The organism is Nonomuraea aurantiaca (assembly GCF_020215705.1).
Lineage (GTDB): Bacteria > Actinomycetota > Actinomycetes > Streptosporangiales > Streptosporangiaceae > Nonomuraea > Nonomuraea aurantiaca.
Map to the genome: position 1 here is coordinate 160220 of NZ_JAIWNB010000009.1, position 15654 is coordinate 175873.

The 15654-nt window shown below is 70.7% G+C and carries 15 protein-coding genes; 5 read left to right on the forward strand and 10 right to left on the reverse strand.

What is annotated here, in order from left to right; all coding sequences use genetic code 11:
• Positions 1 to 3: 3 nt before the first annotated feature.
• The 7 genes from LDL49_RS22745 to LDL49_RS22775 form a co-directional block, all read right to left on the reverse strand.
• Positions 4 to 795, reverse strand: a complete 792-nt coding sequence (locus tag LDL49_RS22745) for an ABC transporter permease (protein WP_225293148.1) — start codon at positions 793 to 795, stop codon at positions 4 to 6.
• Positions 792 to 1520 (reverse strand): ABC transporter ATP-binding protein, encoded by a 729-nt coding sequence (locus tag LDL49_RS22750; protein ID WP_225293149.1) that lies wholly within the window; start codon positions 1518 to 1520, stop codon positions 792 to 794. The genes LDL49_RS22745 and LDL49_RS22750 overlap by 4 nt, the downstream gene beginning before the upstream one ends.
• Before the next feature lie 87 nt (positions 1521 to 1607).
• Positions 1608 to 2309 carry a response regulator gene (locus tag LDL49_RS22755; protein WP_225293150.1) on the reverse strand — a complete coding sequence of 234 codons (702 nt, stop codon included), beginning with the start codon at positions 2307 to 2309 and terminating at the stop codon, positions 1608 to 1610.
• Positions 2302 to 3432 (reverse strand): sensor histidine kinase, encoded by a 1131-nt coding sequence (locus LDL49_RS22760; protein WP_225293151.1) that lies wholly within the window; start codon positions 3430 to 3432, stop codon positions 2302 to 2304. The genes LDL49_RS22755 and LDL49_RS22760 overlap by 8 nt, the downstream gene beginning before the upstream one ends.
• A 64-nt stretch (positions 3433 to 3496) precedes the next feature.
• A complete protein-coding gene (locus LDL49_RS22765) occupies positions 3497 to 4330 on the reverse strand; it encodes a carbohydrate ABC transporter permease (RefSeq protein ID WP_225293152.1) in 834 nt (277 codons plus the stop codon).
• Complete coding sequence (locus LDL49_RS22770; protein ID WP_225293153.1) at positions 4327 to 5250, reverse strand: carbohydrate ABC transporter permease; 924 nt, start codon at positions 5248 to 5250, stop codon at positions 4327 to 4329. The genes LDL49_RS22765 and LDL49_RS22770 overlap by 4 nt, the downstream gene beginning before the upstream one ends.
• A complete protein-coding gene (locus tag LDL49_RS22775) occupies positions 5247 to 6578 on the reverse strand; it encodes an extracellular solute-binding protein (RefSeq protein ID WP_225293154.1) in 1332 nt (443 codons plus the stop codon). The genes LDL49_RS22770 and LDL49_RS22775 overlap by 4 nt, the downstream gene beginning before the upstream one ends.
• 117 nt (positions 6579 to 6695) lie before the next feature.
• On the opposite strand from LDL49_RS22775, the gene arfA reads away from it, so the two are divergent.
• Positions 6696 to 8186, forward strand: a complete 1491-nt coding sequence (gene arfA, locus LDL49_RS22780; RefSeq protein WP_225293155.1) for an arabinosylfuranosidase ArfA — start codon at positions 6696 to 6698, stop codon at positions 8184 to 8186.
• Here arfA and LDL49_RS22785 read toward each other — a convergent pair whose 3' ends face one another.
• Positions 8187 to 9218, reverse strand: a complete 1032-nt coding sequence (locus LDL49_RS22785; RefSeq protein WP_225293156.1) for a LacI family DNA-binding transcriptional regulator — start codon at positions 9216 to 9218, stop codon at positions 8187 to 8189.
• A gap of 187 nt (positions 9219 to 9405) precedes the next feature.
• On the opposite strand from LDL49_RS22785, the gene LDL49_RS22790 reads away from it, so the two are divergent.
• The 4 genes from LDL49_RS22790 to LDL49_RS22805 all read left to right on the forward strand — a co-directional run bounded on the left by LDL49_RS22790 (position 9406) and on the right by LDL49_RS22805 (position 13888).
• Complete coding sequence (locus LDL49_RS22790; RefSeq protein ID WP_225293157.1) at positions 9406 to 10338, forward strand: alcohol dehydrogenase catalytic domain-containing protein; 933 nt, start codon at positions 9406 to 9408, stop codon at positions 10336 to 10338.
• Between the two features lie 145 nt (positions 10339 to 10483).
• Positions 10484 to 11980 carry a sugar ABC transporter ATP-binding protein gene (locus tag LDL49_RS22795; RefSeq protein WP_225293158.1) on the forward strand — a complete coding sequence of 499 codons (1497 nt, stop codon included), beginning with the start codon at positions 10484 to 10486 and terminating at the stop codon, positions 11978 to 11980.
• Positions 11970 to 12920 carry an ABC transporter permease gene (locus LDL49_RS22800; protein ID WP_225293159.1) on the forward strand — a complete coding sequence of 317 codons (951 nt, stop codon included), beginning with the start codon at positions 11970 to 11972 and terminating at the stop codon, positions 12918 to 12920. The genes LDL49_RS22795 and LDL49_RS22800 overlap by 11 nt, the downstream gene beginning before the upstream one ends.
• A 14-nt stretch (positions 12921 to 12934) precedes the next feature.
• Entirely contained in the window at positions 12935 to 13888 is a 954-nt protein-coding gene (locus tag LDL49_RS22805; protein ID WP_225293160.1) for a substrate-binding domain-containing protein, read from the forward strand.
• Positions 13889 to 13913: 25 nt separating this feature from the next.
• On the opposite strand, the gene LDL49_RS22810 is transcribed toward LDL49_RS22805, so the two are convergent.
• Together LDL49_RS22810 and LDL49_RS22815 are read right to left on the reverse strand one after the other, a co-directional pair.
• A complete protein-coding gene (locus LDL49_RS22810) occupies positions 13914 to 15107 on the reverse strand; it encodes a hypothetical protein (protein WP_225293161.1) in 1194 nt (397 codons plus the stop codon).
• Positions 15104 to 15613 (reverse strand): SigE family RNA polymerase sigma factor, encoded by a 510-nt coding sequence (locus tag LDL49_RS22815; protein ID WP_225293162.1) that lies wholly within the window; start codon positions 15611 to 15613, stop codon positions 15104 to 15106. Before LDL49_RS22815 ends, LDL49_RS22810 begins: the two co-directional genes overlap by 4 nt.
• Between the last annotated feature and the right edge of the window lie 41 nt (positions 15614 to 15654).

The window sequence follows — 15654 nt, forward strand, 5'->3', positions numbered from 1 at the left end:
TCCTCAACCGTCCCGCCGGGCGAACACGCGCGCGGCGATGGCCAGCAGCCCGGCGGCCCAGGCGGTCATGACGAGTCCGCCGGGCAGCGGGTCGAGCATCCCATCCGTGAGATGGAACACCCCGACCATCCCCGCCCCGGCCACGTCGGGCAGGTAGTTCGCCAGCGGGGTCAGCTTGGTCAGCATGAAGGTGACCGACACCAGCGTGAGGTTGGCGATGAACGCGATCAGCGGCACGATGCCGCTACGGGTCAGCACCGTGACGGCGAAGGCGATCACCGATATGAGCACCCAGTACACGACCCCACCCACGGCCCGCCAGCCGAGCGCTGCCACCACCGCGCTCGGTGAGTTGCCGTGCGCGCCGAGCAGGAACTGCGAGAGCGCGATCGTGGCGGGGATCGTGACGGCCCCGAGTACGCCGGAGACGAGGATCAGCACGATCGTCTTCGCCGCGAGCAGCACGCCGCGCCGTGGGACGCACGTGAGGCTGGCCAGGATCTGCCTGCCGCCGCCGGCGTCCTTACGGTTGGCGGCGTACTCACTGCTGATGATGACGACGCCGAGCACCACCGTGCCGATGGTGCCCATCGGGATGAGGTTGAAGCCGGTCTCCATCGTGGTGGTGTAGGCGAGCGCGCTGGAATCGCCGCTGTCGAGCCGGTCCCGCAAGGAACTGGCGGTCATGGCGGCGAAGCCGAGGGTGGACAGCGCGCCGAGCGCGAGTGCGAGCAGTGCCGAGGGCAGGGTGAGCAGCTTCCTGAGCTCGGCGGCGATGGCGTTCCCCAGGGTCACGACCTGCTCCGGGCGTCACGGGAGGACTGAGCGGGATCGGTCAAGGCGAAGAACGCCTCCTCCAGCGAGGCGTACCCGGTGGTGACCTCGGCGAGCGGGCCCCGGGCGACGATCCTGCCCGCGCTGATCACCACCAGGTCGTCGGCGGTCTCCGCCATCTCGCTCATCAGGTGGCTGGAGATGAGCACAGTACGCCCGGCCTTCGCGTACTCCTTCAGCAGCCGCCTGATCCAGCGAATGCCGTCCGGGTCGAGGCCGTTGACCGGCTCGTCGAAGACCAGCACCTCCGGCTCGCCGAGCAGCGCCGCGGCCACACCGAGCCGCTGCCCCATGCCGAGGGAGAACGTGCCGACCCGCTTGCCGGCGACGTCCGCCAGCCCGGTCTCCTCCAGTACCGCGCGCACCCGCGCCTTCGGGATGCCGTTGCTGCGGGCCACCCACGACAGGTGAGCCCGAGCGGTCCTGGACCGGTGCGCGCCGCTCCCGTCGAGCAGCGACCCGACTGTGCGCAGCGGGTTGTGGAGCTGCCGGTACGGCCGGCCGCCGATCAGCGCGGTGCCCGAGTCGGCGTGGTCCAGGCCGAGCAGGATACGCAACGTGGACGACTTCCCGGCGCCGTTCGGGCCGAGGAACCCGGTCACGCGGCCAGGGGCGGCGGTGAAACCGGCGTCGTCCACGGCCAGCCGCGCACCATGGCTTTTGGTGAGGCCAACGATCTCGATCATGGTGTCCAGCGTTTCAAGCGGGCCGCGCCTGACGCATCGGCCAAAGGTTGACATCCGGCAGACAGCCGGGGCAGTCCACGGAGGCCGTCAGCCGAGGCTGTCCACGTAGCCGGAGTCGTAGGCGAGGATGACGAGCTGGGTTCGGTCCCGGACGCCGAGCTTGAGGAACAACCGGCTCAGGTAGGTCTTGACCGTGGCCCGGCTGAGGAAGAGCGCGGCGGCGATCTCCTCGTTGGACATGCCCTGGACGATGGCCGCCACGACGTCCCGCTCCCGTTCGGTCAGCGCGCCGAACGGGGAGCGACCCGGCCGCGGGCGGTTCCTCTCCAGGGCGTACTCCGCGATCATGCGCCTGGTCACCTCGGGGGCGAGCATGGCGTTGCCGTCGTGGACGGTCCGGATCGCCCGCAGGATGTCCTCCGGCGCGGCGTTCTTCAACAGGAATCCCGAGGCGCCCGCGCGCAGCGCCTCGTAGACGTACTCGTCGAGGTCGAACGTCGTCAGGATGACGACCTTGACCGCCGGCTGCCTCTCGCAGATGACGCGGGTCGCCGCCAGACCGTCCATGACCGGCATGCGGATGTCCATGAGGACGACGCTGGGCTGGAGCCGCCCCGCCGCCTCGACCGCCTCCCGCCCGTCCCGCGCCGCACCGGCGGTGACCAGCTCCGGATCGCTGTCCACGAGCTCGCACAGCGAGGTCCGCAGCAGATCCTCGTCCTCGGCGATCAGCACCCCGATCCGCCCGGCCGTACCCTCACCCCCCTGCCCGGTGAAACGCTCACTCATCCGCCACCGCCGCCGGCACCGGGATGGTCGCGCGCAGCTCGAATCCGCCGCCGGGGCACGGCCCGGCGGCGAAGCGGCCGCCGAGCAGTTCGACCCGCTCCCGCAGGCCGATCAGCCCGTAGCCTTGCTCGTCCGGTGGTGTCCGCGGCTCCCCGCCGTCGTCCGAGACGGTGACCGCGACCTCGCCGCCGAGGCCGCGGACGGTCACGGCGCAGCGTGTCCCGGGAGCGTGCCGGACCGCGTTCGTCAGCCCTTCCTGCACGACGCGGTACACGGCCAGGCCGATACCCGCCGGCAGAGCGTCGGCATCCGTCACCGTCATGCTCACCGCGATGCCGCCGCCCCTGGCTCGCTCGGCCAGGGCGGGCAGGTCGCCGGCACCCGGCTGGGGCCGGCGCTCGGCCCCCTCCTCGCCGACGCGGACGGCCGCCAGCGTGGTACGCAACTCATCCAGCGCGTTGCGGCTGACCACCTCTATCTGCTCCAGCCGCTCTCTCATCCGGCCGGGGTCGTCAGCGCTCACCCGGGTCGCGACCCCTGCCGTCACCGTGATCGTGCCCAGCGAGTGTGAGACGACGTCGTGCAGTTCGCGTACCACGCGCAGCCGCTCGGCCACCACCGCCGCCTGCCGTTCCGCCCGCGCCGCGTGCTCGCTCTCCAGCGTCGCCCGGCGCGTCGTACCGCCCAGCAGCCAGGCCCCGCCCAGGGCGAGCACGCTCAGCAGCGAATACCGCAGCGCGCCCTGAGCGTCGGCGGCGCCCAACAGGCCGATCGCCACGACGATCAGGCCCATCGACGCCTTCACGACGGACAGCGATCTGGGCGTGCCACGCGTCACCGCCACGGGGTAGAGCGTCCACCCCGCGGCGAGGAACGGATCGCTGGACGATCCCAGGGCGAGACCGGCGATGGTGACCGCGGTGACGACACCGAACGCGGCGAGCGGCCAGTACGAACGCAGCAGCATGGCGCCGATCAGCAGCGCGACCAACCCGCCCGCCACGGACGGCCCGAACCGGCCGGCTAAGGGCAGCCAGAACGCCACGACGCACACCATCGCCGCACCGGCGTCCAGCCCGGCGGAGCCCCACCTTCGCCGAGAGGGGGACGAGCGCTCGACCACCCGCTCACCCTAGCCCGGCCGGTGCGCGACCCACGTCTGGGCGCGGAAGAGCGGATGCCCGCTGTCACTGACCGGCCAGACCGGTGTGGGCGACCCCTCGGATGATCTGGCGCTGAAAGAGGACGAAGACCACCAGCAGCGGCAGCCCGGCGAGCACGACACTGGCCATGATCTGCGCGTACCGGAGCCCGAACGTGCCCTGCACCACGTTGGCCAGGCCGACCGGGAGCGTCATCGTGTTGGGGTCGGTCGAGACCAGGAACGGCCAGAGGAAGTTGTTCCACGTCGTGATGAACGTGAAGATCGACACGGCCGCGAGCACCGGGCGCGACAGCGGCAGGACGATCGTGAAGAACACCCGCCAGCGCCCGGCCCCGTCCACGAAGGCCGCCTGCTCCAGCTCCGGCGGCACGTCCTGGAAGAACTTGTAGAGGATGTACACGATCAGCGGCGCCGCCACCTGCGGCAGGATGATCGACCACCAGGTGTCGACCAGCCCGAGCGCGACCATCTCCGCGAACAGCGGCGCCATGAGCACCTGCGGCGGCACCATGATCCCGGCCAGGATGACCGCCAGGAGCACCCGCTGGCCGCGGAACTGCGTGCGCGCGAAGCCGTACGCCGCCATCGCCGAAAACAGCACGGTCATGAAGGTGACGACGACCGCGGTGACCGTGGAGTTGATCGCCCACTTGACGATGCCACCGGTCGCCAGCACCAAGCGGTAGGAGTCGAGCGTGAGCTCGCTGCCGAACCACTGGAGCGGCAGCTTGGTGGTCTCGCTCTCGGGCTTCAGCGAGGTGGCGACGGCCCAGGCGAGGGGCGCGAGCCAGACGATGGCGAGCGCCGCCGCGATCACCAGCAGGATGATCTGGGAGGGGCTGAACCGCTTGGTCATGACAGGGCCTCCTCGCGCTTGCGGAGCAGCCGGAGCTGCCCCAGCGACACGATGACGATCAGGACGAAGAGGATGTAGGTGATGGCCGAGGCGTAGCCGATGCGGTAGCCGGAGAAGCCGACCTCGTAGGCGTACTCGATGATCGGCCGGGTGGCCTCCTCGGGGCCGCCGTTCGTCATCAGATAGATCTGGTCGAAGACCTTCAGCGACGCGAGGAGCTGCAGGACCACGATGAGCCCGGTCGTCCGGCCGAGCAGCGGCAGCGTGATCGAGCGCAGCTTGGTCCAGGCCGTCGCGCCGTCGATCGCGGCGGCGTCGTACAGGTGCTGGGGGATCGACTGCAGGGCAGCGAGGTAGAGCAGGAAGTTGAAGCCGACCGTCCACCAGACGGTGGTCAGCACCATCGACCACATCGCCACGCCCGGGTCGCCCAGCCAGAGGACGTCAGTGCCCAGAGTGCCGTTGAGCAGGCCGTATTCAGGCGGATAGATCATCTGCAGCCAGAGCACCGCGACCACGGCCGACGGCAGCAGGAACGGCCCGAAGAACGACAGCCGCCACAGCCACTGCAGGAAGCGCAGGTTGTGCACCAGCAGGGCGAATCCCAGCCCGAGCAGCACCAGCGGGATCGTGCTCAACACGGTGAACACCACGGTGTTCCACAGCGAGTGCCACATTCTGGGGTCGGCGAACGCCTCGGCATAGTTGGCGAACCCGACGAATTCGTTGTTGCCGCCCGCGATGTTGACACTCGACAGGCTCATGCGGAGGCCGAGCACGGTCGGCCACACCAGGAAGGCGGCATAGATCACCAGGAAGGGCGCGACGAACAGCAGTCCGTGCTCGGTCCAGCGGCGCCGTACCTGGGCGTGGGCGACGGGAGCGGCGGTGACGGGAGCGGCGGCGGTGGTGGCCATCATCCCTCCTTGGCGGGGAAGGGGTTCGGGGCTGACATGAGCCGGCGCAGCGCCTGCTTGGCCGTCTCCAGGCCCTGCTCGGGCGTCCGCGCCCCGCTGATGACCGGCGAGAAGGCACCGCCGAACTCGATCCACAACCGCGACGCGGACCCGGCGAACCACACCTTCGGATCCAGGGCCACCTCGGTGATCACTGAGCGGTACTCCGACTGCGGCTGCAGCGCGAGGTAGGCGGGCTCCTCCAAAGCGGGCAGGTAGGCGGGCACGTGCCCGGCCACCGCCCAGTCGGCACTGTGCTTGACCAGGTAGGCGATGAACCGGTAGGTCGCCGCCTCGGTCTCCGGGTCCCGGCTGCGCTGGTGCGGCAGCACGAACGAGTGGCAGTCGGCCTGGGCCGCGCCGTTGCCGAAGACGCTGGGGAAGCGGGCCATGCTGAACGGCGTCTTGCGTTCCTTCAGCCCGGTCGTCTCCCAGTCGCCGTTCCACAGGAAGGCCGCCAGGCCGTTGGTGAAGGCGGCGACGGACGCGCCGTAGTCGGTGGTGGGGTTGCAGAGCCCCTCCTGGCCGAGTTGGCGCATGAACCGCAGCGCGGTCAGCGCCTTGGTGTCGTCGAGGGTGATCCGGGTGCCGTCGTCCGACACCAGCGTGCCGCCGCTCTGCGCGTACAGCGTCTCCCACACCCGCCACGGGCCCACGGTGCCGAGGCCGAGCGTGTCGAAGACCAGCGGCGGCTTGCCGCCGAGCGCGTCCTTGGCCTTGCGCAGCATGGCGAGCAGCTCGTCGGTCCCGGTGGTCGGCTTCAGCTTGCCGTCGTCGCCGAGCAGGCCGGCGCGGCGGGAGAGGTCGGTGTTGTAGTACTGGACCATGGGATGGGCGTCGAACGGCACGGCGTACAGCTCGCCGTTGACATGGGCGCGTTCCCAGATGGGCGGGCTGAAGTCGGCGGCCCGCAGGCCGTTCTTGGCGAGCAGGTCGACGTTGATCGGGTCGAGTATCCGGCCGGCGCCGATCCCGGACAGGCGGGCCAGGTGGAACGTGGCCAGGTCGGGCGAGCGCCCGCCCGCTCCGGCCATCGCGACCTTCGTGTAGTACGGCTCGCCCCAGGCGAGCACGTTCTCCTCGACGAAGACGTCGGGGTTGGCCTTGGCGAACGCGCCGACCATCCGGTTCATGATGATGCCGTCGCTCGCGCCGAGGAAGTGCCAGTAGCGGACCCGCCGCTGGGCCGAGCCCAGGCCGACGGGGATCGCACAGCCGGCCGCGCCGGCACCGAGAAGAGCGAGGCCGCCACCGAGGAGGTGGCGGCGGGAGACGGACGAGGGACCTTCCATGAGCGGCCTCTTTTCGGGTTACCCGAGTGTTTGCGGTAACACCTGAGCTGTCAAGAGCCTTGACCAGGTCTATGAGAGCGCTAACAATCTAGGCATCACTTTCGAGGAGTCTGCACAGTGCACGAAGCACATCTCACGATCGACCCCGCCTTCCGCGTGGCCCCGGTACGCCGCCGCACCTTCGGCACGTTCGTCGAACATCTGGGCCGGTGCGTCTACACCGGCATCTACGAGCCGGGCCATCCGACGGCCGACGAGGACGGCTTCCGCCGGGACGTGCTCGACCTGACCCGCGAGCTGGGCGTGTCCACGGTCCGCTATCCGGGCGGCAACTTCGTCTCCGGCTACCGCTGGGAGGACGGCATCGGGCCGGTCGCCGAGCGACCCCGGCGGCTGGACCTGGCCTGGCACAGCACCGAGACCAACGAGGTCGGGGTGGATGAGTTCGTCCGCTGGTGCCGCAAGGCCGGGGTGGAGCCGATGATGGCGCTCAACCTCGGCACGCGCGGCATCGCCGAGGCCCTCGACCTGCTCGAATACTGCAACCACCCGTCCGGGACCACACTGTCGGACCTGCGGATCGCCAACGGCGCCAAGGAGCCGCACGGCATCCGGATGTGGTGCCTGGGCAACGAGATGGACGGCACGTGGCAGACCGGCCACAAGACCGCCCGCGAGTACGGCCGGCTGGCCGCCGAGACCGCCCGCGCCATGCGCACGATGGACGGCGATCTGGAGCTGGTCGCCTGCGGCAGCTCGGCCTCGTCGATGCCGACCTTCGGCGCGTGGGAGGCCACGGTGCTGGAGGAGACCTATGACGTGGTCGACTACGTCTCCTGCCACGCCTACTACGAGGAGAAGGACGGCGATCTGGCGAGCTTCCTGGCCTGCTCGACCGACATGGAGTACTTCATCCAGTCGGTCGTGTCCACGGCCGACAGCGTCGGAGCCCGGCTGAAGTCACGCAAGAAGATCAACCTCTCGTTCGACGAGTGGAACGTCTGGTACCTGTCCCGCTTCCAGGCCGCCGAGCCGCCGCGGGACTGGCCGGTCGCGCCGCCGCTGCTGGAGGACCACTACCACCTGGCGGACGCGGTGGCCTTCGGCGGCCTGCTGATCACCCTGCTGCGCAACAGCGACCGGGTGACCTCCGCCTCGCTGGCCCAGCTGGTCAACGTGATCGCGCCGATCATGACCTCGCCCGGCGGATCGGCGTGGCGGCAGACCACCTTCCACCCCTTCGCGCAGGCGTCCCGCCTGGCCGCCGGCGACGTGCTCCGCGTCGAGGCGACCTCCCCGAGCCACGACACCAAGGAGTATGGGGAGGTGCCGCTGCTGCACGCCGTCGCCACGCACTCCGGCGACGAGACCGTGATCTTCGCCGTCAACCGCTCGACCGACGAGCCGCTCTCCCTGGAGATCGACGCGCGGTCGCTGGGCGACGTCCGCGTCGTCGAGGCCACCACGCTGTCGGGCCCCGACGTCTACGCGCGCAACACGGCCGAGGCGCCGGACACGGTCGCCCCCCGGGCGAACCCGGACGTCCAGCACGATCCCCTGCGCGTGCTGCTGCCCCCTGTCTCCTGGAACGTCATCCGCCTCGGCTGATCACCTCGTACGGCTGGCGCCCGTGCTCTCCCTGACCACGAGCTCGGGCTCCACCAGCCGCTGGGTCTCCCGCTTCGTGCCGGCCATCTGGTCGAGCAGCAGGTGGAAGGCGCTGCGGCCGACCTCGCCGAAGTCCTGACGGACCGTGGTCAGCGGGGGCCAGAAGTAGGCCGCCTCGGGGATGTCGTCGAAGCCGACCACGCTCACCTCTTCCGGCACGCGCCGCCTGGCCTCGCGCATCGCCCTGAGGACGCCCAGCGCCATCTGGTCGTTGCCCGCGAAGACGGCGGTGACCGACGGGTCGGCGGCCAGCCGCCTGCCGTGCTGGTAGCCCGAGCGGGAGCTCCAGTCGCCGCGTAACAGCTCGGGAACCGGCCGGCCCTCGGCCTCCAGCGCCCCCCGCCAGCCCTCGATGCGGCCACTGGCGTCGATCCAGTCGACCGGCCCGCTCAGGTGCCAGACCGTCTCGTGGCCGAGGCTCAGCAGGTGGCGGGTCGCCCGCGCGGCGCCCGCCCGCTGGTCGACCATGACCACCGGCACCGGGACCTCCTTGCCCGCGTCGACGGCGACCACCGGCAGATCGGGCGGCAGGTAGCGCAGCCCGTCGACCGCCGACTCGTGGGGCGCGACGATGACCACGCCGTCGACGGACTGGGACCGGAGGCGGTGCACGCCCTCCTCGATCGACTTGCGGTTGAGCAGGCTCAGGCTGGCGATGCTCACGGTGTAGCCGCTCAGCCGGGCCGCCTGCTCGATGCAGTAGAGGGTCGAGGCCGGGCCGTACAGGGTGGTGTCGATGCTGACCACCCCGAGCACGCCCGAGCGGCCCGTGACCAGCTGGCGAGCAGCCGAGTTGGGCCAGTAGTCCAGCTCGCGCACGGCGGCCAGCACGCGCTCCCTGGTCTCGGCGCGGACCCGGTCGGGCGCGTTGAGCACCCGCGAGACCGTCATCGCCGAGACACCAGCCAGCGCGGCCACATCGCCGAGCACGGCGGGCCTGCTGCGCGGTTTGCCGTCCGATCCCCCAGCCATGCGGATCACCACCTCCGCGATAACGCTAACAGGCAGGTCGACGAGGTGTGGATCGCTGACCGCAGTGTGGACGCGCGAGCGGGGCGATCCGAAGGACGGCTCGCCACTTGACACCCCCTTCCCGGCAATGGTCTGCTAGCGCTGATTCGGAATGGCGTTCCACATTACGGAATAGAAAGGGGCGCGCGTGAAGGCCCTGGTGTTCACCGGTCCGAGCGTCGTCGAGCTGCGCGAGGTGCCCGAGCCCGCGGTCGGCGCCGACGAGGTGCTCGTCCACGTGGCCGCGTCCGGCATCTGCGGCAGCGAGTTGCACGGCGTCAGGACACCAGGCTTCCGGGTCCCGCCCCTCATCATGGGACATGAGTTCACCGGCCACACCGACGACGGCCAGGCCGTCATCGTCAACCCCATCCTGTCCTGCGGCACCTGCGACCTGTGCGCCCAAGGGCAGCCCAACATCTGCCGCGACCGGAAGATCCTCGGCATCCACCGGCCCGGCGGCTTCGCCGAGCGCGTCGCCGTCCCGGCCACCGCCGTCATCCCCCTGCCCGACGGCGTCGGCCGCACCGCCGCCGCGCTCATCGAGCCCGCCGCCAACGCGGTGCACGCCTGGCGCCTGGCCGGCCATCCCGCCGGAGCGCGCGTCGGTGTCATCGGCGCCGGCGCCATCGGGCTCACCTGCCTGCACACCGCCCTCGCCGGCAAGGCCGCGTCCGTCCATGTCGCCGACCGCTCACCCGAACGCCTGGCCATCGCCGCCCGGCTCGGCGCCACCACCGGCCCCGAGCTGACCGGCGAGTACGACGTCATCTTCGACGCCGTCGGCGCCCCCGCCACGCACGAGCAGTCCCTCACCCACCTGCGCCCCGGCGGCGTGACGGTATGGCTCGGCCTGGCCGCCGCCGACCCCGGCTTCGACGCCACCGACCTCGTACGCACCGAGAAACGCGTCCTCGGCTCCTTCGCCTACACGGGCGCCGACTTCACCGCCGCCATCGACCTGGTCGGCGGCTGGGACCTCAGCTGGACCGACACCTACCCCCTCGACCAGGGCGCCGACATCTTCACCACCCTGATGAACGGCCACACCACCCCGGTCAAGGCCCTCCTGATCCCCTGACGTACTCGAACAGGTCTACTCGGCGAACGCGTCCCAAGGCCGGCATGAGCGGCCGACGTGCCAGACGGGTACTTTCCTCGTAAAAACCTGCCGTTTACCTGCGCGTTCGCGGAATGGTCGGCGCGGTGGCGGACACCATCGTGGGGTGGAGCTTCTCAGGGCCGAGGGCCTGCGTAAACGCTTCCCGGGCGTGCTGGCGCTCGACGGCGTCGACCTGACCGTGCGCGCCGGCGAGGTGCACGTCCTGCTGGGCGAGAACGGCGCGGGCAAGAGCACGCTCATCAAGATGCTCTCCGGCGCCTACCACCCGGACGAGGGCCGCGTGCTGCTCGACGGGCGAGCCGTACACATCCGTACGGCCGGCGACGCGCAACGGCTCGGCATCGCCACCATCTACCAGGAGTTCAACCTGGTCCCCGAGCTCAGCGTGGCCGAGAACCTGTCGCTGGGCCGGCCGCCGCGCAGGTTCGGCTTCGTCGACACCAAGAGGATGCACGAGCGGGCCGTGGAGTTGCTGGCGCGGGTGGGCGTGGACGTCGATCCGCGTACGCCGGTCGCCCGGCTGGGCATCGCGCGCATGCAGATGGTGGAGATCGCCAAGGCGCTCGCCCTCGACGCCCGCGTCCTGATCATGGACGAGCCGACGGCGGTGCTCACCACCGGCGAGGTCGAGAAGCTGTTCTCGATCGTCCGCCGGCTCCGTGAGGAGGGGGTGGCGATCGTGTTCATCACCCACCACCTGGAGGAGATCGCCGCGATCGGCGACCGCGTGACCGTGCTGCGCGACGGCCGGTCGGTCGGCGAGGTGCCCGCGGACACGCCTCAGGACGAGCTGGTTCGCCTCATGGTGGGCCGCCCGATCGACCAGCAGTTCCCACGCGAGCGCGGCCAGGCGGGCGAGCCGCTGCTCAAGGTCACCGGGCTCGGCCGCAAGGGGGTCTTCGAGGACGTCTCCTTCGAGGTGCGCGCGGGCGAGGTGGTCGGCCTGGCGGGGCTGGTGGGCGCCGGCCGTACCGAGGTCGCGAGGGCGGTCTTCGGCGCCGACCGCTACGACACCGGCGAGGTCACCGTGCGCGGCCGGCGGCCCGCGCGAGGGGACGTGGTCGCGGCCATGGAGGCCGGCCTGGGGCTGGTCCCCGAGGATCGCAAGGGTCAAGGGCTGGTCCTGGGCGCGGACATCGGCGAGAACCTGGGCCTGGTCACCATGCGCGGGGCCACCCGCGCCGGATTCGTCGACCGCAGCGGGCAGCGCCGGGCCGCCGCCGAGGTCGCCGAACAGCTCGGCATCCGGATGACCGGGCTGGCCCAGGAGGTACGCACGCTCTCCGGCGGCAACCAGCAGAAGGTCGTCATCGGCAAGTGGCTGGAGGCCGACGCGGGGGTGCTGATCCTCGACGAGCCGACCCGCGGTATCGACGTGGGCGCGAAGGTGGAGATCTACCAGCTGATCAACCAGCTCACCGCGTCGGGGCACGCGGTGCTCATGATCTCCAGCGACCTGCCCGAGGTGCTCGGGATGAGCGACCGGATCCTGGTGATGGCGCGCGGGCGGCTGGTCGGCGAGCTGTCCGCGGCCGAGGCCACGCAGGACGGCGTGATGGCGCTGGCGGTCGCCGAGGTGGCGGGTCCCCGTGGTCGGTAACGTCTTCCTCCGGCGGTCCTGGCTGGCCGAGAACGGCGCTCTCGTGGCGCTCGTCGTGCTGGTCGTGGCGCTGTCGCTGCTGTCGTCCGACTTCCTCAGCGTGACGAACCTGCTCAACGTGGGCGTCCAGGCGGCCGTCACCGCGATCCTCGCCTTCGGCGGGACGTTCGTCATCGTCACCGGCGGCATCGACCTGTCGGTGGGCTCCGTCGCCGCGCTCTCCGCGATCGTCCTGGCGTGGACGGCCGCCGTCCCGGGCCTGCCCTGGCCGCTGGCCACCGTGGTCTCCCTGGTGGTCGGCGTCGTGTGCGGCCTGGTCAACGCCGCTCTCATCGCGTACGGCAAGCTGCCGCCGTTCATCGCCACGCTGGCCATGCTCGGCATCGCCCGCGGTCTGGCCCTGGTCATCTCCCAAGGCAGCCCCATCCCGATGCCGGACGCGGTCTCCCACCTGGGCGACACCATCGGCGGCTACCTGCCGGTCCCCGTCCTCGTAATGCTGGTCATGGGCGCCCTCGCGGCCGTGATCCTCAACCGGACCTATGTGGGCCGCGCGATGTACGCCATCGGCGGCAACGAGGAGGCGGCCAGGCTGTCGGGCATCAAGGTCTCCCGGCAGAAGCTCATCACGTACGCGCTGTCCGGCGGGTTCGCCGCGGTCGCCGGGATCGTCCTGGCCAGCCGCCTGGCCTCGGCCCAGCCGCAGGCAGCCGCCGGCTACGAGCTCGACGCCATCGCGGCCGTGGTCATCGGCGGCGCCAGCCTGTCCGGCGGCAAGGGCCGGGCGCTCGGCACGTTCGTCGGCGCGCTCATCCTGGCCGTCCTGCGCAACGGCCTGAACCTGCTCTCCGTCTCGGCCTTCTGGCAGCAGGTCGTGATCGGCGTGGTCATCGCGCTCGCGGTCCTCGTCGACACGCTGCGGCGCAGGGGAATGTCATAGGAAAGGGATAAATCATGCGGATTCCCGCGCTCGTCATAGCCGGCGCCGCTCTCGCGCTCGGCCTCACCGCTTGTGGCTCCGCCGGCCCATCAGGCTCGAACACCTCCGGCTCACCGGGCGGCGCCAATATCAAGATCGGCATGTCCGTGTCGACGCTGAACAACCCGTACTTCGTCCAGCTCCGCGACGGCGCGCAGGCCGAGGCCCAGAAGGCGGGCGCCACGCTCACCGTCACCGACGCCCAGAACGACGCCTCCCAGCAGGTGAACCAGGTCCAGAACTTCGCCAGTCAGGCCATGAAGGCGATCATCCTGAACCCGGTCGACTCCGACGCGGCGGCGCCCGCGGCGAAGGCGGCGGAACGCGCCAACATCCCGGTCATCGCGGCCGACCGTGGCGTCAACGGCGCCGAGGTGGCGCAGACCGTGGCCTCCGACAACGTGACGGGCGGCAAACTGGCCGCCCAGGAGCTGGCCGAGCTGCTCGGCCACAAGGGCCAGGTCGTCGTGCTGCAGGGCGTGGCCGGCACCTCGGCCGCGCGCGACCGCGGGCAGGGCTTCACCGAGGGGATCAAGGCGTTCCCGAACATCAAGGTCGTGGCCCAGCAGCCGGCCGACTTCGACCGGACCAAGGGCCTCGACGTCATGACGAACCTGCTCCAGTCGAACCCCGGCATCAACGGCGTGTTCGCCGAGAACGACGAGATGGCGCTGGGCGCGATCAAGGCCCTGGGCGCCAAGGCGGGCAAGGAGGTCAAGGTCGTCGGCTTCGACGGCACCCCCGACGGCCTGAAGGCGGTCAAGGCGGGCACGATGAACGCCAGCGTCGCCCAGCAGCCCGCGCTGCTCGGCCAGCAGGCGGTGGCCGCCGCGATCAAGGCCGCCAAGGGCGAGCAGATCGAAAAGACCGTGGCCGTGCCGGTGAAGGTCGCGACCACGGAGAACGTCGACGAGTTCAAGATCTCCTGACCGGCCTTGACCGGCGTCCAGATGGCTAGTTTCTGGGCGTGAGGACCCAGTTCCAGCGGTCATTGTTCCTGTCACGGCTACCGGTGAGCTGGGTAATCCGGGAGCCGTCGACGCTGACCAGCACCAGACCGTTGTCGAACTCGTTCCCACACTTCCCCGCGCAACCGAGCGCGACCACGTTGTCGTTGTCGGCCCAGGCGAGCAGCTGGAGCACGCTCTGTTTGCCGACGACCGCTCCGGACCGGTCGGTGATGCGGGTCGGCAGGCCGTCGCGGCCGAGGACCAGCTTGCCGTCGGGCGAGACCTTCGACCTGCCGGTGTAGTAGACGTACTGGTCACCGGCCGGCGCCTCCCGCTGCCTGCCGTCGAGGTCGAGGAAGACCTTGTCCGGCCTGGTGTTGCTGGGCTGCCAGAGCAGCGATCCGTCTAGACTCCAGCCGAGATCCTGGCGCGCGTTCGAGTTGCCTGGAGACCCGCGCTCGCTCATCGGCCCGAGCTCGTGGTAGGCGGCCTCACCCGTGGCGACGTCGATGACGTAATAGCCGATCCGCGTGGACTCGGGCATCGTAATCGTCCTGGCATCCTTACCCAAGACCTGCCACCGGTCCGGGTACTCGGAGTAGGCCGTGGCCAGGACCTTGGTGCCGTCGGGCGACCAGACCACGGACCCGACGGAGTGCTCCAGCCCGATCCAGGCCTTGATCTGCCGGGTGTTCATGTCGAGGATGCCCACCTTCTTTCCGATCAGGTCGCCCTCGACCACCGCGGCGAGCTGGAGTCCCGGCGCCACGTCCACCCAGGCCCAGGGGGTCTGCTCATAAGCGTCATCGCGCGGGTCGTAGAGCGACCAGACGCGCCGGTCCCGTACCCAGTTGCCCTCCAGCTTCTCGGTCTTGGTGACGTAGTACGCGGACAAGGCCACGTTCCCGGCCGCGACCAGCTTCCGCGGCGGCGCGTTCCCCTCGTCGCCGCGTACGTCGGTCGAGGTCACCGTCGGCCTGGCCGGGACGCTCACGCCGTCGGTCGCCGGGCGCACGGTCGTGTTGTCGCCCCGCAGGCCGAAGGCGAACACGGCGACGGCCACCGCCAGCCCGACCGCCAGCACCGTCGCGCCGATGGGCAGCCAGGCGCGCCTCCGTAGCGCCCGGTCCGCTAGGTCGTGCGGGACCCGCGCCTCCGAGGCCCACTCCTCCAAGGTGTCGCGAAGCAGTCGGCTCATGTCGCGGCCTCCAGTTCCATGGCCAGCTCGGGGGCGATCAGCCGCAGCCGGGCAAGTGAGCGGTGCGTGGTGCTTCTGACCGTGCCGACCGAGCACCCGAGCACGCGGGCGACCTGGTGGTCGGGCAGGTCCTCGAAGTAGCGGAGCACGACCACCGTGCGCTGCTTCGGGGTGAGCTTGGCCAGCGCGCCGCGCAGCACCATGCGCAGCTCGCTCTGGTGCGTGCGGTCCGCACCCGGCAGGTCGGGCGGGGCCGCCTGGACGACCTCGCCGCGCCGGACGGCCGCGCGCCACCAGCTCACCTGCTGGCGGTACATGATCTGCCTGACGTACGCCTCGGGCGCCTCGACCTGCTGCCATTTCGCCGCCAGCTTCGTCAGTGCGGTCTGGACCAAGTCCTCGGCGCCGTGCTGGTCACCACCGGTGAGCAGGAAGCCGAGCCGCATCAGGGCGGGAGAGCGCGCAGAGACGAACTCGCGGAAGCCTTGCTCGTCCGCAGCGTCCACGACCACCTCCAAAGGGTTGATATCAGCCCTCAGACGCCGGG